Origin of the sequence: Spirillospora sp. NPDC047279, assembly GCF_040643285.1 — a bacterium.
Taxonomy (GTDB): Bacteria; Actinomycetota; Actinomycetes; order Streptosporangiales; family Streptosporangiaceae; genus Spirillospora.
Genome location: NZ_JBEYUA010000012.1, coordinates 23274 through 43535 on the forward strand (window position 1 = coordinate 23274; position 20262 = coordinate 43535).

Here is a 20262-nt window from a genome sequence, read left to right on the forward strand (position 1 = left end):
AGGAATTCCAGGGTTTTGCGGAACTCCCGCCACCGTGCGAACGTCGTCACTGAGGAATCTGAAGACCAAGGAGCAGCGCGATCATGGGAGTATCGCTGGCCAAGGGCGGCAACGTCTCGCTGACGAAGGCCGCGCCCGACCTCACCGCAGTCTCGGTCGGGCTGGGCTGGGACGTGCGCGCCACCACGGGCGCAGACTTCGACCTGGACGCCTCGGCCCTGCTGCTCAACAGTGGCGGCAAGGTGCTCTCCGACCAGCACTTCGTCTTCTTCAACAACCTGCGCAGCCCGGACGGCTCGGTCGAGCACACCGGCGACAACCTGACCGGTGAGGGCGAGGGCGACGACGAGGTCGTCAACGTCGACCTGACCACGGTGCCCGCCGAGTGCGAGCGCATCGTGTTCCCCGTGTCGATCTACGACGCCGACAACCGGAGCCAGAGCTTCGGCCAGGTGCGCAACGCCTTCATCCGCATCGTCAACCGGGCCGACAGCAACGAGCTGGCCCGGTTCGACCTCACCGAGGACGCCTCGACCGAGACCGCGATGGTCTTCGGCGAGCTCTACCGGCACAACGGCGAGTGGAAGTTCCGCGCCGTCGGCCAGGGGTACGCCTCTGGCCTGGCCGGGATCGCCATGGACTTCGGCGTCAACGTCGCTTAACGCCCCAGTCACCCCGCCTAGAGAAACGCATCCATGATTCTTCGCACCTTCGGGTGGTCCTTCGGCGTCACGGCCGTCGGCCTCGTCGCAGCCCTCGTCTACGGAGGGCCCTCCGCGCTTGCCCTCGTGGCCATCCTGTCCGTTCTGGAGATCTCGCTCTCGTTCGACAACGCGGTGGTCAACGCCAAGGTGCTCGAGCGGATGAGCGCGTTCTGGCAGAAGATCTTCCTCACCATCGGCATCGCCATCGCGGTCTTCGGCATGCGGCTGGTGTTCCCGCTGGCCATCGTCGCGATCACGGCGGGGCTGAGCCCGTGGGAGGCCTTCGACCTGGCGCTCACCGACGAGAAGGCCTACGCGCACGCTCTCGAGTCGGCCTACCCGATGATCGCTGCGTTCGGCGGGATGTTCCTGCTGATGCTCTTCCTGGAGTTCGTCTTCGAGGAGCACGACTACCAGTGGCTGTCCTGGCTGGAGCGGCCGCTGGTGCGCATCGGCAAGCTCGACCAGCTGCCCGTCGTCATCGCCGGCGCGGCGCTGGCGGTGGCCGCCGGCTACTTCGCCGCCGACCCGGGCGAGGTGATGATCGCCGGTGTGCTCGGCATGATCACCTACATCCTGGTCAGCGGCCTCGGCGAGCTGTTCGAGGGTGCGGGACAGCTCGACGTCGACGAGGACTCCGAGGACGCCAAGAAGGGCCCCAACGGGCTGGTCGTGGCCACCGGCAAGGCCGGGTTCTTCCTGTTCCTCTACCTGGAGGTGCTGGACGCCTCGTTCTCGTTCGACGGCGTGATCGGCGCGTTCGCGATCAGCACCAACCTGGTCATCATCGCGCTGGGCCTGGGCATCGGGGCGATGTACATCCGGTCGCTCACGGTCTACCTGGTGCGCAAGGGCACGCTCAGCGAGTACGTCTACCTCGAGCACGGCGCCATGTGGGCGATCGGCGCCCTGGCCACCTGCATGATCATCAGCATCGGCCACCACGTGCCCGAGTGGATCACCGGTGGCCTGGGCGCGGGCCTGATCATCGCGGCGTTCGTCAGCTCGGTGGTCCGCAACCGGAACGCGGGCCCGGACGACGAGGCCACCCCGGACGTACAGCTTCATTCGACCCGAGTGTGACGATCGAAGGAGACGAAGATGTCGATCTCGTTGCAGAAGGGCCAGAAGGTCTCTCTGTCCAAGCCCGGTGGAGGTGACCTCACCCGCGTCAAGATGGGCCTGGGCTGGGACGCGATCGCCAAGAAGGGCCTGTTCGGCAAGAAGGGCAAGGCGCAGTCGATCGACCTGGACGCGTCCTGCCTGCTGTTCGACGCCAGCGGCAACCTCGCCGACACGGTGTGGTTCCGCCAGCTGCGCAGCAAGGACGGCGCGGTCCTGCACACCGGCGACAACCTCACCGGCGAGGGCGAGGGCGACGACGAGGTGATCAACGTCGACCTGCAGAGCCTTCCGGCGAACATCACCCAGCTGGTGTTCACCGTCAACTCGTTCACCGGCCAGGACTTCTCGCAGATCGAGAACGCGTTCTGCCGCCTGGTGGACGAGGCGACCGGCCAGGAGCTCGCCCGCTACGACCTGAGCGGCTCCGGGCAGCACAACGCCCAGATCATGGCCAAGGTGTCGCGGGACGGGCAGGGCTGGTCGATGACCGCCATCGGCGCCATCGCCACGGGGCGCACCGTCCAGCATCTGGTGCCCGCGGTCACCCCGCACCTCTGAGGCGGCGGTTCCTCCGCGTCGGCGGCACCTCTGAAACGACGGCCGGAACACGCCGGTGGCCATCGATGTGATGTCCACCGGCGTTTCCGTCCGGCCGAATCCCGGCATTCACCGCATACCCTGGGTTATCGTGCCCGCGTGCGGGCCCGACGACGCGGAAGGACCCAGCGTGCATGCGGCACTTTGACCACATCGACACCGCCTACCGCAAACACCTGTTCTACCGGCAGCCGCGCCGCTTCGACCGCCACGCGGACCCGGAGGTCCTGGCGGTGGCGCTCGGCGCCACCCTCTACAGCCCCGCCATCCGGCCCGCGCTCGCCGACGACATCGCCAAGGCGCACCGCCGCGGCGTGACCAGCATGGTCATCTGCCTCGAGGACTCGATCGCCGACGAGGACGTGCCCGCCGCGGAGGCCAACGCCGCCGCGCACCTGCGCCGCGTGCACGCCGAGCGGATCGAGGCGCCGCTGCTGTTCATCCGGGTCAGGACCCCCGAGCAGATCGGCGACATGGCCGGCCGGCTCGGCGACGCCCTGGAGCTGGTCAGCGGCTTCGTCCTGCCCAAGTTCACCGCGTCCGGCGGCGCGGCGTTCCTGGAGGCCCTCGGCGCCACCGCCGAGAGCACCGGGCGCCGCCTGCTGGCCATGCCGGTGATCGAGAGCCGCGAGGCGGTCTACCGCGAGACCCGCGCCGAGATGCTCCAGGACGTGGCGCTGCTGCTGGCCAAGCACCGCGAGCGCGTCCTGGCGGTGCGGCTCGGCGCCACCGACATGTCCGCCGCGTACGGGCTGCGCCGCCCGCCGGACCTGACGATCTACGACATCCAGCCGGTGGCCGGAGTGATCTCCGACGTGGTCAACATCCTGGGCCGCGCCGACGGCACAGGGTTCGTGGTCACCGGGCCGGTCTGGGAGTACTTCTCGGCCGGCGAGCGCATGTTCAAGCCGCAACTCCGGCAGTCGCCGTTCGACGCCCAGCGCGCCGCGCCGCTGCGGCAGCGGCTGATCACCGCCGACCTCGACGGCCTGATCCGCGAGGTCCACCTCGACAAGGCCAACGGGCTCACCGGCAAGACCGTGATCCATCCCACCCACGTGACGGCCGTGCACGCGCTCTCGGTGGTGACGCACGAGGAGTACTGCGACGCCGCCGACATCCTCGGCGTGTCCGGGGGAGGCGCGATGGCCAGCTCGTACGCCAACAAGATGAACGAGGCCGGGCCGCACCGCGCCTGGGCGGAACGGCTGATGTTGCGCGCCCACGTCTTCGGCGTGGCGGCCGAGGACGTCACGTTCGTGGAACTGCTCGACGCCGCCGCGGGTGGCCGGTGAACGCGGCACGCGCCGCCGGTGCGGGCGCGGCGGGGTCCGTGTGGGCGGGGGAGTGGGTCGCGGGGCGGCTGGACGTCCGGCCGGCCGACGGCGACCGCCCGCTGGGGGTCGGGCTGAGCGATCTCGTCGGGCTGGCCGTGCGCCGCAACCCGCGGCGCGCGCACCTGCTGGTGTCGGCCGTCCTCGGCAAGCACGTGCCGACCGATCCGCGCCTGGTGTACGGGGCGGGACGGCTGCTGGGCGAGCTCGTCCGCGCCGTGCTGACCGGCGTCCCCGCCGCGACCGGCCCGCTGGGCGCCCTGCTGGCGCGAGCGCTGGCGGACGAGCCGGGCGCCGCGGGCGCGGCCTGTGCGCTGCGCGACCGGCTTCGGGAGCCGCGGGCGCCGGTCGACGCGGTGGTGCTGGGGTACGCGGAGACCGCCACGGCGCTGGGGCACTCGGTCGCGGACGCCCTCGGCGGCGCGTACTACCTGCATTCGACGCGGCGGCCGGTCGCGGGCTTCGCCACGTACGGCGGGTTCGAGGAGGAGCACAGCCACGCCACCAGCCACCTGCTGCTCCCGGCCGACCCTTCCGATCTGGAGACGGACGCCCCGCTGGTACTGGTGGACGACGAGCTGTCCACCGGGCGCACGGTCCTCAACACGATCGAGGCGCTGCACGCCCTGCGCCCGCGGCGCCACTACGTCCTCGCGGCGCTGGTCGACCTGCGCGGCGAGGACGACCGGGCGCGGATGGCGGGCCTGGGGGCCAGGCTCGGCGCGCGGATCGACGCCGTCGCGCTCGCCGGCGGCCGGGTCGAGCTGCCCGACGGCATCCTGGAGGCGGGCCTGTCACTCGTCGCCGAGCTGGAGCGCGAACCGCCCGGCGAGACCGCGCGTTCGGTGAACGGCGCGCGTTCCGGCGCGGGAGAGGGCGTGGCGCGAGTCGATGTCGGCTGGCCGCGGGGGCTGCCCGAGGGCGGGCGGCACGGCTTCGCGCCGCACGACCGGGAGCGGCTCGACAAGGAGCTTCCGGCGATGGCGGCGCGCCTGGTTCCCGCCGTGCGGGAGGGGAAGCGCGTTCTGGTGCTGGGCTTCGAGGAGCTGATGTACGCGCCGCTGCGGCTCGCTGAGGCCCTGGCGGACGCCCTGCCGGAGGCGGCCGTGCGGTATTCGACGACCACGCGTTCGCCGGTGCTGGCGGTGGACGACCCGGGGTACGCGATCCGGACACGGCTGCGGTTCCCGGCCCACGACGACCCGGCCGACGGGCCGGGGGAGCGGTACGCCTACAACGTCGACGCCGGATTCGACACGATCGTCCTGGTCGTGGACGAGCCGGGCGACACCGCGGCGCTGCGCGACGGGCTCCTGGCGGAGCTGGCCGCGCCGGCGCGCGTCGTCCTCGTGGTGATCCCCGAGGAGGCGGCGAGGTGCGCGCGATGACCGGCGGGCCGCCCCGGCCGCCCCGGCCGTCCGGGCCGCTGCCCGAGCCGCTGTACGGGCCGGAGTTCGGGAGCTACGCCCGTTCCGAGGTGGCCTGGCTGCTCAAGGACCTGTCGGACGTCCGGCTCGAGGCCCCGACCGAGGAACGCGAGGCCGCGATCCAGGCGGGCGCCGCGCACTACGCCGAGTCGCTGCCGGTCGAGTACCAGCCGGGCGAGGCCTACCAGCGGCTCTTCCACGAGGCGCTGGAGGCGACGGCCGGACGGCTCGCGCACGCGGTCGGGCTGATCACCGAGATGATCCTCGCCGAGCGCGGCCCGGACGCCGTGCTCGTGTCGCTGGCCCGCGCCGGGACGCCGGTCGGCGTGCTGGTGCGGCGCTGGGCGCGGTTCGCGCACGGCCTCGACCTGCCGCACTACGCGGCCAGCATCGTCCGCGGGCGCGGGATCGACGCGACCGCGCTGCGGTACCTCGCCGCGCACCACGACCCGGCGTCCGTCATGTTCGTCGACGGCTGGACCGGCAAGGGCGCCATCACCCGGGAGCTGGCGGCCGCCCTCGACGAGCACGCCGCCGCGTACGGGCACCGCTTCTCCGCCCGGCTCGCGGTGCTGGCCGACCCGGGCCGGTGCACCCCGGTCTTCGGGACGCGCGACGACTTCCTGGTCCCGTCCGCCTGCCTCAACTCGACGGTGTCCGGCCTGGTCAGCCGAACCGTGCTGAACGACCGGCTGATCGGCCCCGGCGACTTCCACGGCGCCAAGTTCTACGCCGAGCTGGCCGGCGCCGACGTGTCCGCGCTGTTCCTCGACGCGGTGAGCGCGCGGTTCGACGACGTCGCCGAACGGGTGGCCAAGGACGCCCCGCCGCTGATCGCCGCCGACCGTACGCCGGACTGGTCCGGCTGGGAGGCCGTGCGCCGGGTGGGCGCCGCGCACGGCGTCGGCGACCTCAACCTGATCAAGCCCGGGGTGGGGGAGACCACCCGGGTGCTGCTGCGCCGCGTTCCCTGGAAGGTCCTCGCGCGCGCCGACGCCGGCGACGACCTGCGCCACATCCGCCTGCTCGCCGCCGAACGCGGCGTACCCGTGCTCGACGTCGACCCCGCGTCGCTGCCGTACGCCTGCGTCGGCCTCATCCACCCCCGCTTCGGGAAGGGCGCCGTGCAGTGATCCCCCTGGTCTGCTCCGACCTCGACCGCACCCTGATCTACTCGGTCAACTCGATGGCGCTGGCCGGCCCCGACGCCGGGCTGCCGCGCCTGCTGTGCGTGGAGCTCTACCAGGCGGCGCCGCTGTCGTACGTGACCGAGACCGCCGCGCGCGGGCTGGAACTGCTCGCCGCCGGCGCGACGTTCGTCCCGACGACGACGCGGACGATCGAGCAGTACGCGCGGGTGCACCTGCTGGAGAAGCCGCCCGCGTACGCCATCTGCGCCAACGGCGGCCACATTCTGGTCGACGGCGTCGAGGACCGGGAGTGGTCGGCCGCCGTCCGTGCGCGGATCGCCGGCGGGGGCCGGGCCGAGCTCGCCGAGGTGCACGAGCACCTGCGCGGCGCCGGCGGCGAGTTCATGTTGAAGCTGAGGACCGCCGCCGGCCTCTTCGCGTACGCGGTCGTCGACCGGGCGGCGCTCCCGGCGGGCTGGACCGCCGACCTGACCGGCTGGTGCGCCGAGCGCGGCTGGCGGGTCTCCCTCCAGGGCCGCAAGGTCTACTGCCTGCCCGAGACGCTCACCAAGGCCGACGCCGCCGCCGAGGTCGCGCGCCGGACCGGCGCCACCGCCACGCTGGCCGCCGGCGACTCGCTGCTCGACATCGAACTGCTGGAGTTCGCCGACGCCGCGATCCGTCCCGCGCACGGCGAACTGCACGACACCGGCTGGAGTTCGCCCCGCACCGCCGTCACCGCCGCGCACGGAATCGCCGCCGGTGAGGAGATCGTCGGGTGGCTGCTGGAGCGCGCCGCGGGCACCGGGGCGTGAACAATCACGAACGAGCGCCCCGCGACGAAGAGAAACGACGGCGAATAAGGGGTCGTCCTGGTCGCCTTCTGCCGTCACAATCGCGTTAATCCACGGTGCGCGACCACCCCGGAGGCGCGGCATGAAGGTCGACGTTGCTGTGGGGGGCCCGGAGCTCCGGCAGATCTCCGCGCTCGCCCGTCTCGCCGAGGACATCGGTTTCGATGCCCTCTACACCGCCGAGTCCTGCCACGATCCGTTCCTGCCGCTCGCCGGGGCCGCCGAGCACACCGTCCGGATCGGGCTCGGCACGTCCATCGCGCTCGCGCTCGGCCGCAGCCCGCGCACCCTCGCCCACCTCGCCAACGACCTCCAGGAGTACTCGCGCGGCAGGTTCGTGCTCGGCCTCGGAGCCCAGGTGGGGGCGCAGGCCGGCGGGCGCGTGCCCGTGCCGGGCGACGGCCTGCAGTACGCGGTGTCGTTCCAGCCGCCGGTGCCGCGGATCCGGGAGACGATCCGGACCGTCCGCACGATCTGGCGGTCCTGGCAGAACGACGCCGTCCCGCACGCGCACTTCACGCCGCCGCCGCACCCGTTCGGCCCGCCGAAGATCTACCTCGCCGGGGTCGGCCCGCGGATGACCCGGCTGGCGGGCGAGCTCGCCGACGGGCTGATCCTGCACGGCTTCACCTCGGCCGCGCACCTGCGCGAGACCACCGTTCCCGAGCTCGAACGAGGGTTGCACGAGGCGGGCCGCAGCTGGGAGGACATCGAGGTCGTGGCGCCCGCCCTCCTGGTCACCGGCGCGACCGACGAGGCCTGCGAACGGTCCCGGCGCCGGGCGCGCGAGGCCATCGCCTTCTACGGCGCCGCGCCCGCGTACCGGCGCGTCCTGGAGTCGGTCGGCCGCGCCGGGCTGCACGACGAGCTCACCGCGCTCGCCCGGCAGGGCCGCTGGAACGCGATGCCCGCCCTGATCGGGGACGACCTGGTCGAGGAGTTCGCGGTCTGCGGCGAGCTGAAGGACATCCCCGAACTGCTGGTACGGCGGTACGGCGCGCTGTGCCGCCGCGTGACCCTGATGGGACCGTTCCACCAGGATCCGGGCACCTGGGCAGGCCTGGTCGCCCGCATCCACGAGATCACCTGTGAGCCCGTGCCGTCCTAGGGGTGGCCAGAACGCGATCGGAGGGTCACTCTCAGGCTATGAGTCCCCGTCTGACCGGCGACGAGAGCGCGCTGTGGCAGGCAGCGGCGCGGGTGCTGGACGCCAACTGGACCGGGGCGGCGACCGTCCCGTCCCCGGGCCTCTACCCCCACCAGTGGAGCTGGGACTCGGCGTTCATCAGCATGGGCCTGGCGCGCCACCGGCAGGACCGCGCCGAGTCCGAGCTGGATTCCCTCTTCCGGGGGCAGTGGGCGAACGGCCTTCTCCCGCACATCGTGTTCAACTCCAGCGAGTCCCGGCTCGCCTACTTCCCCGGCCCCGAACTGTGGCGCAGCGACCGGCACCCCGACGCGCCACGCGGCGTGCACACCTCCGGCCTCACCCACCCGCCGCTGCACGCCCTGGCCGCGCTGCGCCTGCACGAATGCGCCCGCGACGCCGAGGACAGCCGCGACTTCCTGGCCCACCTCTACCCGCGGCTCGCCGCCCAGCACGCCTACCTCGCCGCCGCCCGCGACCTGGACGACAGCGGCCTCATGGCGATCTGCCACCCCTGGGAGGCGGGCCTGGACAACAGCCCCGCCTGGGACCGCCCGCTCGGCGCGCTCCAGCTGCCGCCCACCGGCTACGCGCCGCGCCGCGTACCCCGCACCCTGCCCACCGGCGAGGACTACGACCGGTACGTGTGGCTCGTCACCACCCTCCGCGACGCCGGGTACGGGAACGGCTACCTCCGCGACGAGCACCCGTTCGCCGTCCAGGACCCGCTGGTCAACGCCACCTACCTCGCGTCCACGCACGCCCTCGCCGAGATCGCCGTGATCATCGGCGCCGACCCGCGCCCCCACCGGGAACAGGCCGGGCACATCCACCACGGCCTCCTGGACCGCCTGTGGGACCGCGACACCGGCTGCTTCCGCGCCCGCGACCTGCGCGACGACCGGCTGCTGCCCGTCGTCACCGTCTCCTCGTTCGGCCCCCTCCTCGACCCGGACCTGCCGCACCCGGTGATCCGCACCCTGGTCGACCTGCTGCTCTCCGCCCGCTTCGCCGGCGCGGCCGGCTACCCCGTCCCGTCCTGCGACATCCAGGCCCCCTCGTTCGACCGCGGCTGCTACTGGAGGGGGCCCACCTGGATCAACACCAACTGGCTGCTCTGGTACGGCGCCCTCGGCCACGACCTGACCGTGATCGCCGACCTGCTCTACGGCTCCACGCTGCGGCTGGTCCGCCAGTCGGGGTTCCGCGAGTACTTCGACCCGTTCGACGGCACCGGCCGCGGCAGCCACGACTACAGCTGGTCCGCCGCCCTCGTCCTGGACCTTCTGGGCGCCCGGCGCGCACCCCAGGCGGCGTGATCGCCTACCGTTGACCCATGCGCTCGCCCGTGAAGCTGGACCTCCACCGCCGCGAGCGCGTGCTCGCCCACGCCCCCACCCGCGGGGGCTCCCACGTCGTCGCCACCACCACGGCCCTGCACCTGCCCACCGCCGAGGGCGGCTTCACCCGCGTCCCCTGGGAGCGCATCGACCAGGCCGGCTGGCAGAACGGCGCCCTCCACGTCACCGAGGCCTCCGGCGGCCCCGAGCACCACGTCCGCCTGACCGACCCCGGCTCCGTCCCCGAGACCGTCCGCGAACGCGTCACCGCCACCATCGCGATCAACCACCAGGCGAGCCTCCCGGGCGGCGGCACGGTCAGGATCGCCGGCCGCCGCCCCCTGGACGGCGGCGACGTAAGCTGGTCGTTCGTCTTCGACGCCGGCCTGGACCCCGCGGACCCCGGCCTGCGCGCCCAAGCGGAGCAGATCCTCGAATCCCTCCGTCGCCAGACCGGGCTCTAGCCCACCGGCTCCCGGACGTCCTCGGACTCCGTCTCCCGGCGCCCGGGCAGCTTGTGCATGGCCTCCCCGGCCTTGCCCGCCGCGGCCCCGGCCAGCTCACCGCCCTTGACCCTGGCCACCCCGGCCAGCTCACCGCCCTTGGCCCGCAGGATCCCCGCGGCCTCCTGGACGGTCGGGTTCTCCGCGACCTTCCGCGAAGCCCTCCGGATCTGGTCGTACCGCTCTCGCCCGGCCCGCGTTCCGAAGACGTAGCCGACAGCGGCGCCCGCGACGAACATCGCGCGGTACTTCATGTCCACCCCCCAGGTGCTGGATCGTCCAGCCAGACATACCCAGGAACCGCGTGACCAGTCCCCTGACTGCGCGAAGCGCTCCCCGGATGCGCTAATCTAGAGCCGCTGGCAGGGCGAGAGCCCGCCACGATCCCGCGTAGCTCAATCGGCAGAGCAGCCGGCTGTTAACCGGCAGGTTATTGGTTCGAGTCCAATCGCGGGAGCTCTTGTATCCCCTCAAAGCGTCAGGCCAGGCCCGTACCCCTGTGGGGTGCGGGCCTGATCGTTTGAGCGGGGACCGGGGTGAGTGCCTAGGGTGTCCTCACGTGGTCTTCGGATCCCGTTTCCGGTCCGGTGCTGCTCGAGGTGGAGATCGTGACTGAGGACGAGGTGGGAGCGCTCACCGCCGCGTGGCGGGCGCGGTGGGGCGGTAGGCCGATCGCGCATGAGCTTCGCGGCCGGCATGCCGATCGCTGGGTGCGGTTTCACAGTCTCCCCGGGTCCAAGCGGTACGCCGAGACGGAAGAGGAATACGGCGTCGTCCTCGGCCGTCATCGCAGCCTCCTGGCCGAGCTCGGGGCTGATGAGGGCCTCTATCTGATCGCCGGATACTTCGCGGGCGCACGTGTCGGCGCTGCTCCCGACCCGCGGACCCATCCCGGTGCGGTGCCCTGGCTGACGATCGAGCCTGACGAACGCTCGGTCTTCGAGACGCCGCTGACGTTGTGCGTCAGTATGGCTTCCCTTGAGAGGACGGCTCTGGACCCGTTGCTGCGGAGCGTGGCCGACGACGAGCTCGGCCATGTGATCATCGGCCCGCCGGATCTCAGGTGGCTCTACCACCCGTACGACGGTGGAGGCGACGTCATCGCTCCGACCGTTCACGACCGCGACGTCCTGAAGAGCCGCCATGCGGGCTGGCTGTCCGCGCATCCGGCCGGGCTCTAGGAACGCGCACATAGCCCTCCGGTTTCGTGCCGCTCGTAGGCCGTGTGGGGTGGACGGGGGCATATGTATGCAATGTGCCTGAAATATTTGAGTTTTCCCTTGTCAGACGGTTTTGGATGTACTAAATGTGTACATCTCACAGCGAGGCTGGTCGGCTCGCTCATGCGCGCGACGGTCCTGCTCAAGGCCCTGCGGGCGTTCGACGGGGCGGAGTGATCTGACAATGGAACAGGAGGCCCTCGTGCGTTACAGACTGGGTGTGGACGTCGGAGGGACGTTCACCGACATCCTTCTCATCGACGAGGAGAGCGGGCGGACGTTCCGAGCGAAGACGCCCTCGACGCCTCACGACCAGTCGGTCGGCGTGCTCGCCGGGATGCGCAAGGCCGCCGAGGAGGCCGGGATCTCGCCGGGCGAGATCGGGCAGGTGCTGCACGGGACGACGGTCGCGACCAACGCGGTGCTGGAGGGGAAGGGCGCCAAGGTCGGGCTCGTCACCACCCGCGGGTTCCGGCAGGTGCTGCAGATCGCGCGGTCGTTCGTGCCGGGCGGGCTGGCCGGCTGGATCATCTGGCCCAAGCCCGAGCCGCTGGCGGCGCTGGAGAACACGATCGAGGCGACGGAGCGGATCGGCGCGGACGGTTCGGTCGTCACGGAGCTGGACGAGGACGGGGTGCGGGAGGGGCTGCGGCGGCTCGGGGAGAGCGGGGTGGAGGCGCTCGCGGTCTCGCTGATCAACTCTTATGTGAACGGGGCGCACGAGCGGCGGATCGCGGAGATCGCGGCGGAGGAACTGCCCGGCGTGCCGGTGTCGGTGTCGTCCCGCGTGCTGCCCGAGCTGCGGGAGTACGAGCGGACGATCACCACGGTGGCGAACGGGTACGTGCAGCCGCAGGTCGCCCGGTACATGGACGGGCTGGCCGGCAAGATCACTGAGGCGGGGGTCGACGGCGGGCTCTACATCCTGCGCAGTGACGGGGGGCTGGCGAGCGCCGAGATCGCGGCGCGCAACCCGGTGTCGCTGCTGATGTCCGGGCCGGCCGGCGGTGTCACCGGCGCGATCTGGGCGGCGAACCAGGCCGGGTTCAGCGATCTGCTGACGTTCGACATGGGCGGGACCTCGACCGACGTGGCGCTCGTCCAGGACGGCACCGCCAGGATCGGCCGGGAGACCAGCGTCGGCGACCTCACCGTCCGGGCCGCGTCGGTGGACGTGCGGACGGTCGGCGCCGGCGGCGGGTCGATCGCGCACGTTCCCGAGCTCACCCGGGCGCTGCGGGTCGGGCCGCAGTCGGCGGGCGCCGAGCCGGGGCCGGCCGCGTACGGCAAGGGCGGCGCCGAGCCGACCGTGACCGACGCGAACGTCGTGCTCGGCAACCTGCCCGCCGAGCTGGCGGGCGGCGAGATCACCCTGGACCGGGCGGCGGCGCGGGCGGCGGTCGGCACGGTCGCCGAGGCGATGGGGCTGCCCAGCGTCGAGGCCGCCGCGCAGGGCATCATCGACATCGTCAACGAGAACATGTTCGGGGCGCTCCGGCTGGTCTCGGTGCAGCAGGGCTTCGACCCGCGCGACTTCGCGCTGGTCGCCTTCGGAGGGGCCGGGCCGCTGCACGCCAACGCGCTGGGCCGGCTGACCGGCGCCTGGCCGGTCATCATCCCGCCGTCGCCGGGCGTGCTGTGCGCCTACGGCGACGCGACCACCAGCATGCGGGACGAGGCCGCGCGCACCTACATCCGGCGGTTCGGCGAGCTCACCGACGCCGAGCTGCACGGCATCCTCACCGAGCTGGCCGAGACCGCCGCGGCGACGCTGGAGGCGCAGGGCGTGCCGCGCGACGGTCACACCGTCACCTACCAGGTCGACCTGCGGTACCACGGGCAGGGCTTCGAGATCCCGGTGCCGGTCGACATCGCGACGTTCGACGGCGGGGGCGGGCTGGCCGCGCTCGGCAAGGCGTTCGACGCCGCGCACGAGCGGCTGTTCTCGTTCCTGCTGAGCAACGAGCACGAGCTGGTCAGCGCGCGCGCCGCGGTCAGCGGCCCGCGCCCCAACGTCCAGGCCCCCGAGCTGCCCAAGGGAGACGGCGATCCCGCGGCCGCGGCGTCCGGCACCACCCGCGTGTACGTGGACGGCGCCGAGACCGAGGCGACGGTCTACGACCGGACGCTGCTGCGGGCCGGTGACGTGATCCCCGGCCCCGCGATCGTCACCGAGATGGACTCCACCACCCTCGTCCTGCCCGGCCACGCCGCGACCGTGCACGTCGGCGGCAGCCTGCTGATCCGCCCGGAGGCCTGACATGGCACAGATCATCCAGAGCAACGGCACGCCGCACGCCCGGGTCGAGGTCGACCCGGTCACCGTCGACATCATCGAGAACGCGCTGCGCAACGCCCGCTACGAGATGGACGAGGTGCTGTTCCGCACCGCGCTGTCGCCCGGCATCCGCGAGCAGCACGACGAGTTCCCGCTGATCGGCGACGCCGAGGGCAAGATGGTCGTCGGGCAGTTCGGGTTGTCGATCCCGGCGCTGCTCGACCGGTTCGAGGGGACGATCGAGGAGGGCGACGTCCTGCTGACGTCCGACCCCTACTCCTGCGACGGCGCCATCAGCCACGCCAACGACTGGCTGGTGGTGATGCCGGTCTACGTCGACGGGCGGGTGGTCGGCTGGGCGTCGATGTTCGGGCACATGTCCGACGTCGGCGGCAAGACGGTCTCCTCGATGCCCACCGACGCGCACACGATCTTCGAAGAGGGCGTCGTCATCCCGCCGTTCAAGCTCTACAACAAGGGCGTGCTGAACGAGGACGCGCTGCGGATCATCCTCAACCAGGTGCGGCAGCCGGACTGGAACCGGGCCGACCTCAACGGCATCGTGGCGGCCTGCCGCACCGCGTCCCGCCGGATCCAGGAACTGTGCGCCCGGTTCGGCGCCGACACCTACCTGTCCACGCTGGACGCCCTGCTCGACCGCAACTACCAGGCGATGAAGGTGCTGCTGACCACGCTGTTCGAGGACGGCGAGACGATCAGCTTCTCCGACTACATCTGCGACGACGGCGTCGGGTACGGCCCGTACAAGCTGACGCTCTCGCTGACCCGCACCGGCGACAAGGTGCTGCTCGACTTCACCGGCAGCGACCCGCAGTCGCCCGGTCCGATCAACTACTACATCAACGAGAACCTCGCCCGGATGTTCTTCGGCATCTACATGATCACCGTCGCCGACCCGCAGATCCTGTGGAACGACGGCTTCTACCCGCTGGTCGACGTGCACATCCCGGACAAGAGCTTCTGGAAGCCGGAGTTCCCCGCCGCCCTCAACGCCCGCAACCACGGCGTCGGCCGGATCTTCGACCTGTTCGGCGGGCTGCTCGGGCAGAAGACGCCCGACCTGCTCAACGCGGCCGGCTTCTCGTCCTCGCCGCACTTCATGTACTCCGGCCACTATTCCGACGGCGACCGCGAGGGGGAGTGGTTCCAGCTCTACTCCATCGGCTTCGGCGGGATCCCCGGCCGCCCCATCGGCGACGGCCCCGACGGGCACTCGTTGTGGCCCTCGTTCGTCAACATCCCCTGCGAGTACCTGGAGTCCTACTACCCGCTGCGCATCGAGCGCTGGGAGACCGTCCCCGACACCGGCGGCGCCGGGTTGCACCGCGGCGGCAACGGGGTGGACGTGGCGTACCGGTTCCTGGAGCCGGGCACGATCGCGATCCACGACGACCGCTGGCTCACCTACCCGTGGGGCGTCAACGGCGGCGACCCCGGCGCCCGCGGCCGCAAGTGGATCGAACGGGCGGACGGCACCGTCGAGGTGCTGCCCAGCAAGATCCACGACGTGCCGGTCGCGCGCGGCGACGTGCTGCACTTCGTCACCTGGGGCGGCGGCGGATGGGGCGACCCGCTCGCCCGCGCCGCCGACCTCGTCGCCCTGGAGGTGCGCCGCGGCCTGCTGAGCGCGGACGGCGCCGCCCGGTACGGCGTGGTCGTCTCCGCGGACGGCGTCCTCGACGCGGACGCCACCGCCCTCCTGCGCGAACGGCTGCGCGGCGAACGTCCCGCCGAGCTGCCCGTCTTCAACATGGGCCCGCCGCTGGAGGAGATCCTCGCCAACTGCGAGGCCGAGACGGGCCTGCCCGCGCCCCAGCCGCCGGTGTCGGCATGAGCTCCGATCCGCCCGCCCGGCCGGACAGGAACCTGGCCGAGGACTACTCCTCGGCCGGGTTCGGCCGGACGCTGGAGTGGGGCGAGTCGCCCGCGGTGATCGTCATCGACATGGTGCGGGCCTACTTCCAGCCCGGCGCCGAGCTGTACCTGGGCGGCCGCGACTGCCTGGAGTCGGCCGCCCGGGTCGTCCAGGCGGCCCGGCTCGGTGGCGTGCCGGTGCTGCACACCCGTGTCGCGTACGGCCCCGGCGGGGTGGACGGCGGCGTCTTCTACCGCAAGGTGGCCGCGTTGCGGCACTTCGCCGCCGACGCCGAACACCCCGAGCTCGGGGAGATCATGCCGGAGGTCGCGCCCCGCCCGGACGAGCTGGTGCTGGTCAAGCAGTACCCGAGCGCCTTCTTCGGCACGTCCCTGTCGGCGACCCTCGCCGCCGCGCGCATCGACACCCTGGTGATCTGCGGCGTGAGCACCAGCGGCTGCGTGCGCGCCACCGCGGTGGACGCCATCTCGCACGGCTACCCGCCCGTCGTCGTCCGCCAGGCCGTCGGCGACCGCGACCCCCGCCCCCACGAGGCCAACCTCTTCGACCTCCAGGCCAAATACGCCGAGGTCAGCGACGAGCCAGAGGTGATCGAACGCCTGAAACGCCGCTGACCACCGGCGCCCCCGCGACCTGCTGGCCGTAGCGCTCATTGAATTGCCTGATCCGGCTGGCCACCTGGGGATGGTGAACGGGACGCCGGACGCCGCGCGGTCGGCGAGCATCAGGACCTGATGCCGGTTGTCCAGTTCACGTATGACGCGCAGCAGGGTGGCGCGTTCGCCGGGAAGGCTGGAGCCAGCCGGTGCCGGCGACGGCCACGCGTTCCATGACGCGGGGCTGGGGGTGGTAGTCGTTCACGGCGTAGTGCTGGACGGCCCAGTTGTCCCAGATGGCGACCGAGCCGGGGGCCCAGCGGAAGCGGACCTGGTACTCGGGGACGCGGGCCTGGGCGCGGAGGTATTCGAGGAGCTCGTCGTCCGCGCCCAGGATGCGGGTGGTGAACGGCTCGTTCACGTAGAGGGTGGGGCGGCCGGTCTCGGGGTGTTTCTTGACGACCGGGTGGCGGACGGTGGGGAGGCGCTCGCGCAGCTCGGCGATCTGTTCCTCGGTCATGAGGAGGCCCCAGCTGGCGACCCAGTCGTGCTCGGCCTCCAGGGCGTCGATGCGCGACTTGACGTCGGCGGGGAGGTTGTCGTACGCGGCGGCCATGTCGGCCCACAGGGTGTCGCCGGTGCAGGGCGGGACCTCGACGGCGCGGAGGACCGACAGCCGGGCGGGCTCGGCGAGGAACGAGTGGTCGGAGTGCCAGATGTTCTCCATGCCCATGGACCGCGCGTCCTTGGCCAGGCGGGAGATGGCCGCGGCACCGGCCCGGGGGAAGAACGGGTTGGCCTCGGGCTCGCCCCAGATGCGGGCGATCTCCAGATGGCGTTCGGGGGTGAGGTCCTGGTCGCGGAAGAAGAGGACCTTCCATTCGAGGAGCGCGCGGCGTAGCTCGGCGGTGACCTCGGCGGAGAGCGGTGCGGTCAGGTCGAGGTCGAGCTCCGCGCCGATCAGGCCGGTGAGGGGATCGAGGCCGAAGAGCCGGAAGTCGGCGGCGGGGCGGGTCAGCCGCCTGGCGCCGTAGTGCATCAGCTGCATGTCCGGATAGTAGGCCCACCGCGGGGCCGGGGCCGTTGCGATCGGTCACGGGCGCGGACGGACCTTTAGTGATCATTTGGAGGACGCCCTCCGGTCTCCTGCGGGTCGTGTCGCCGGCGCACGATCACGGCGCACGATCCGCTCCCCCAGGAGGTCCCATGTTGCGCCGAGCCCTGCTCGCCGGAGTCTTCGCCACCAGCCTGATGTCGGCCTCGCCCGTGGCCGCCGCGCCCGGGCCCGCCGCGCCCGAGCCCCCGCCCGCGACCGACCCGCTGCCGGCCGCGCTCAAGTCCGAACTGGCGGCCAAGGTCAGGGTCGGCGGGACCGCCCGGGGGCTGGTGATCGGGGGTGACCAGGGCTTCGACCGGATCTGGGTGCTGGACGCGGCGCGCGAGTGGAACGCGGGCGCGGCGAGGTGGTCGTGGGCGCCGACCGCCGAGGGCGGCTTCGGCGACGTGGCCGACGGCTGGGGCGCGGTGTCGGACGTGCGAGTGCGCTCGGCGGGACGCAGGACCTACGTGCTCGCCGGTGATTCGTGGGGTTACATCGGCGCGGTCGAGTACCCCTCGGGCAGGCGCCGCTGGGCGGTGAACGCGGGACGGCCCAGCAACGTCCACGCGGCCGAACTGCTGCCGGACGGCAACATCGCGGCGGCGGCGAGCACGGGCGGCTGGGTCCGCGTGTACACGGCGTCGCAGGGGCCGGCCAGCGCCACGTACACCGAGTTCAGGCTCAAGGGCGGCCACGGGGTGCTCTGGGACCCGAAGCGCGAGGTGTTGTGGGCGATCGGCGACGACGACCTGGTCGAGCTGAAGGTCGGCGGGACGGCCGCGGCGCCGACGCTGAGCGAGGTGCGGAGGGTGGCGCTGCCCACCCAGGGCGGGCACGACCTGGCGCCGGTGTACGCGAACCGGGGGCGGTTGTGGATCACCACCAACTACGGCGTCTACCAGTTCGACAAGCGCACGGGGACGTTCAGGACCGACTACCGCTACGCGACGAGCGTGAACCTGCCGATCGTCAAGGCGGTGGGGGACGACCCCGTGACCAGGCAGGTACTGCTGACCAGGCCGCGGCAGGGGTGCGCGACGACGTGGTGCACCGACACGGTCGAGCTGTTCGGGCGGTCCACCGCCACCCGGACACTCACCGGCGCGCAGTTCTACAAGGCGCGCTGGTTCGTGCCCAGGTACCAGTGAGTCAGTCTTCGCCGGTGTGCGGGTTCTGGCCGGCGAGCGACTCGGCGAGCAGCTGCTCCTCGCCCGCGCCGCGCCGCCAGTAGCCCATGAACTCGACGGCGGAACGGTCGTAGCCGCGCTCGTTCACCAGGTGGCGGCGCAGGCCGCGGACGGCGCCGGCCTCGCCCGCGATCCAGCAGTAGGCGTCCGCGGGCAGGTCGGCGGCCCTGATCGTGTCGATCAGGGTGCCCGGCTCCACCCAGGTGATCTCGGTGTCGGCGGCCGAGCGCAGGTCCTGCCGGTCGGCGGGCTCGGGGACCTCGATCCAGACCCGGGCCCGGCCGCCCGCGGGCAGCCAGTCGAGGATGGCGCCGATCGCGGGCAGCGCGGTCTCGTCGCCGGCGATGACGAACGAGCCGGTGCCGGCGGGCGGCTCGAACTCCACGCCGCCGTTGTCGGCGAGCGTGGGGCCGAGCGCCACGACGGTGTGGCCGGGACGGGCCGCGCCGGCCCAGCGCGAGGCCGGGCCGACGTCACCGTGCAGGGCGAAGTCGATGTCGACCTCGCCGGCGCGCTGCGCCCGCACGGTGTAGGTGCGCATGATGCCGCGCACGTCGGGGTCGAGGGCGCGCCACTCGCCGAACCAGTCCTCCGGCGACCGGGGGACCACGGTCTCCTCCTGCCCCGGGTGGGGGAAGAAGAGCTTGATCCGCTGGTCCCGGCCGCCGGACACGAAACCGCCGAGGTCGTCCGCGCCGAACGTCACGCGTGCCATGTGCGGGCTGAGCCGCTCGGCCCGCACGACGTGCAGGTCGAAGAACCGCCACGGAGCCTCGGCCGCCATCAGGAGACCTTCTTGGCCGACTGGATGGTCTTGGCGAGCTCTTCGAGGATCGGCGCGCAGCCCGCGTACGAGAAGCGCGGCTCGGCCTGCCAGCCCAGCACCTGGTTCGCCTTGACGGCGGGCAGGTCCTTCCAGGACGGCTTGGAGCCGAGGTCCTTGGGCTGCAGGGCCTGGGTGCGGCTGTCCAGCAGGAGCAGGTCGGCCTTGTACTTGTCGGCGTTCTCCCAGCTGAGGCCCTCGAAGTAGTCGTCCTTGTCGAGCTTGTTGGGGACGATGAGGTCGACGCCGAGGTCCTTGAAGTACCAGAGGTCGGAGTTCTTGCTGGGGTTGGAGGCGTAGAACAGGTCGGGGGTCGCCGAGCACGCGAGGACCTTGAGCCCGCCGCTGGCCTTGGCGGCCTGCCGCACGGCCTCGGACGCCTTGTCGAAACGGTCCTTGGCCGCCTTGTTCTGCGCGGAGTTGAGATCGGCGCCGAGCGAGACCGCGAGCTGGGCGTACCGCTCGATCGGCTTGGGGAGCGGCGCGTCGCCGGTGGAGATGGCGACCTGCGGCGCCAGGGCGAGGATCTTGTCCTTGCTCTCCGGCGGCACGTAGAAGATGTCGTCCTTGACGAACATGTGGCCGACCATCACCTCGGGCCGCAGCGAGGCGTACTTCTCGATGTTGAACTCGCCGTACGCGTTGCCGATCGAGGTGACCTTGTTCACGTCCAGCTCGCCGGCCTGCGGGTCGCGGCTGCCGTCCTTGAGCTTCTGCGGGCCGAAGACGCCGGTGACGCGGTCGGACACCCCGTAGTCCGCGAGGATCGCGGCGGCGCCGACGTAGGCGACGATGCGGGTGGGCTTGGCGGGCAGGTCGACCTTCTTGCCGCGGTCGTCGGTGAACGTCCAGGCGCCGCCGCCCGACGTGCCGGAGCCCGAGCCGGAGCCGCTGTCGCCGCCACAGGCGGTCAGGAACGCTCCAAGGGCGGTGGCGCCACCTGCGGCGAGGAATCCCCGGCGCGAGAAATGCGAGGCTCGGCTGTCTGACATGGTGATTAT

19 protein-coding genes and 1 tRNA gene are annotated in these 20262 nt (G+C 72.1%); 16 read left to right on the forward strand and 4 right to left on the reverse strand.

Going from position 1 to position 20262, the window contains the following annotated elements; genetic code table 11:
* Positions 1–83: 83 nt before the first annotated feature.
* From ABZ810_RS28670 to ABZ810_RS28715, 10 genes are all read left to right on the forward strand, one after another.
* A complete protein-coding gene (locus tag ABZ810_RS28670) occupies positions 84–662 on the forward strand; it encodes a TerD family protein (protein ID WP_358408557.1) in 579 nt (192 codons plus the stop codon).
* Positions 663–695: 33 nt separating this feature from the next.
* Positions 696–1787, forward strand: a complete 1092-nt coding sequence (locus ABZ810_RS28675) for a DUF475 domain-containing protein (RefSeq protein ID WP_358408559.1) — start codon at positions 696–698, stop codon at positions 1785–1787.
* Positions 1788–1805: 18 nt separating this feature from the next.
* On the forward strand, positions 1806–2387 hold the full coding sequence (locus tag ABZ810_RS28680; RefSeq protein ID WP_358408560.1) for a TerD family protein: 582 nt from the start codon (positions 1806–1808) through the stop codon (positions 2385–2387).
* Positions 2388–2560: 173 nt separating this feature from the next.
* Positions 2561–3721, forward strand: coding sequence for an HpcH/HpaI aldolase/citrate lyase family protein (locus ABZ810_RS28685; RefSeq protein ID WP_358408561.1), 1161 nt, complete (start codon positions 2561–2563; stop codon positions 3719–3721).
* Entirely contained in the window at positions 3718–5148 is a 1431-nt protein-coding gene (locus ABZ810_RS28690; protein WP_358408563.1) for a phosphoribosyltransferase family protein, read from the forward strand. Before ABZ810_RS28685 ends, ABZ810_RS28690 begins: the two co-directional genes overlap by 4 nt.
* Positions 5145–6320, forward strand: coding sequence for a cysteine protease StiP family protein (locus ABZ810_RS28695; protein ID WP_358409081.1), 1176 nt, complete (start codon positions 5145–5147; stop codon positions 6318–6320). Before ABZ810_RS28690 ends, ABZ810_RS28695 begins: the two co-directional genes overlap by 4 nt.
* Entirely contained in the window at positions 6317–7132 is an 816-nt protein-coding gene (locus ABZ810_RS28700; RefSeq protein ID WP_358408564.1) for an HAD family hydrolase, read from the forward strand. The genes ABZ810_RS28695 and ABZ810_RS28700 overlap by 4 nt, the downstream gene beginning before the upstream one ends.
* Before the next feature lie 121 nt (positions 7133–7253).
* Positions 7254–8279, forward strand: coding sequence for a TIGR03617 family F420-dependent LLM class oxidoreductase (locus ABZ810_RS28705; RefSeq protein ID WP_358408567.1), 1026 nt, complete (start codon positions 7254–7256; stop codon positions 8277–8279).
* A 38-nt stretch (positions 8280–8317) separates the two neighbouring features.
* Positions 8318–9637 carry a hypothetical protein gene (locus ABZ810_RS28710; protein ID WP_358408569.1) on the forward strand — a complete coding sequence of 440 codons (1320 nt, stop codon included), beginning with the start codon at positions 8318–8320 and terminating at the stop codon, positions 9635–9637.
* A 17-nt stretch (positions 9638–9654) separates the two neighbouring features.
* Complete coding sequence (locus ABZ810_RS28715; RefSeq protein ID WP_358408571.1) at positions 9655–10122, forward strand: hypothetical protein; 468 nt, start codon at positions 9655–9657, stop codon at positions 10120–10122.
* Here the strand turns inward: ABZ810_RS28715 and ABZ810_RS28720 are convergent.
* Positions 10119–10415: a YtxH domain-containing protein gene (locus ABZ810_RS28720; RefSeq protein WP_358408572.1), complete on the reverse strand. Its 297-nt coding sequence runs from the start codon at positions 10413–10415 to the stop codon at positions 10119–10121. The two genes, ABZ810_RS28715 and ABZ810_RS28720, sit on opposite strands and share 4 nt — an antisense overlap.
* 130 nt (positions 10416–10545) lie before the next feature.
* Between ABZ810_RS28720 and ABZ810_RS28725 the strand changes: the two genes are divergently transcribed.
* From ABZ810_RS28725 to ABZ810_RS28745, 5 genes are all read left to right on the forward strand, one after another.
* Positions 10546–10618, forward strand: a tRNA-Asn gene (locus ABZ810_RS28725).
* Positions 10619–10769: 151 nt separating this feature from the next.
* Positions 10770–11342 carry a hypothetical protein gene (locus ABZ810_RS28730; RefSeq protein ID WP_358408573.1) on the forward strand — a complete coding sequence of 191 codons (573 nt, stop codon included), beginning with the start codon at positions 10770–10772 and terminating at the stop codon, positions 11340–11342.
* A 241-nt stretch (positions 11343–11583) separates the two neighbouring features.
* Positions 11584–13641, forward strand: a complete 2058-nt coding sequence (locus ABZ810_RS28735; protein ID WP_358408575.1) for a hydantoinase/oxoprolinase family protein — start codon at positions 11584–11586, stop codon at positions 13639–13641.
* 1 nt (position 13642) lies between these two features.
* Positions 13643–15514 carry a hydantoinase B/oxoprolinase family protein gene (locus tag ABZ810_RS28740; protein ID WP_358408576.1) on the forward strand — a complete coding sequence of 624 codons (1872 nt, stop codon included), beginning with the start codon at positions 13643–13645 and terminating at the stop codon, positions 15512–15514.
* Positions 15511–16170: an isochorismatase family protein gene (locus ABZ810_RS28745; RefSeq protein ID WP_358408578.1), complete on the forward strand. Its 660-nt coding sequence runs from the start codon at positions 15511–15513 to the stop codon at positions 16168–16170. The genes ABZ810_RS28740 and ABZ810_RS28745 overlap by 4 nt, the downstream gene beginning before the upstream one ends.
* Before the next feature lie 136 nt (positions 16171–16306).
* On the opposite strand, the gene ABZ810_RS28750 is transcribed toward ABZ810_RS28745, so the two are convergent.
* Complete coding sequence (locus tag ABZ810_RS28750; protein ID WP_358408580.1) at positions 16307–17200, reverse strand: TauD/TfdA family dioxygenase; 894 nt, start codon at positions 17198–17200, stop codon at positions 16307–16309.
* A 158-nt stretch (positions 17201–17358) separates the two neighbouring features.
* Here ABZ810_RS28750 and ABZ810_RS28755 point away from each other — a divergent pair, with 158 nt between their 5' ends.
* Positions 17359–18399, forward strand: coding sequence for a DUF6528 family protein (locus tag ABZ810_RS28755; RefSeq protein ID WP_358408582.1), 1041 nt, complete (start codon positions 17359–17361; stop codon positions 18397–18399).
* Position 18400: 1 nt separating this feature from the next.
* Here ABZ810_RS28755 and ABZ810_RS28760 read toward each other — a convergent pair whose 3' ends face one another.
* Positions 18401–19222, reverse strand: a complete 822-nt coding sequence (locus ABZ810_RS28760; protein WP_358408585.1) for a siderophore-interacting protein — start codon at positions 19220–19222, stop codon at positions 18401–18403.
* Positions 19222–20253 (reverse strand): ABC transporter substrate-binding protein, encoded by a 1032-nt coding sequence (locus ABZ810_RS28765; protein ID WP_358408588.1) that lies wholly within the window; start codon positions 20251–20253, stop codon positions 19222–19224. The genes ABZ810_RS28760 and ABZ810_RS28765 overlap by 1 nt, the downstream gene beginning before the upstream one ends.
* Positions 20254–20262 lie beyond the last annotated feature (9 nt).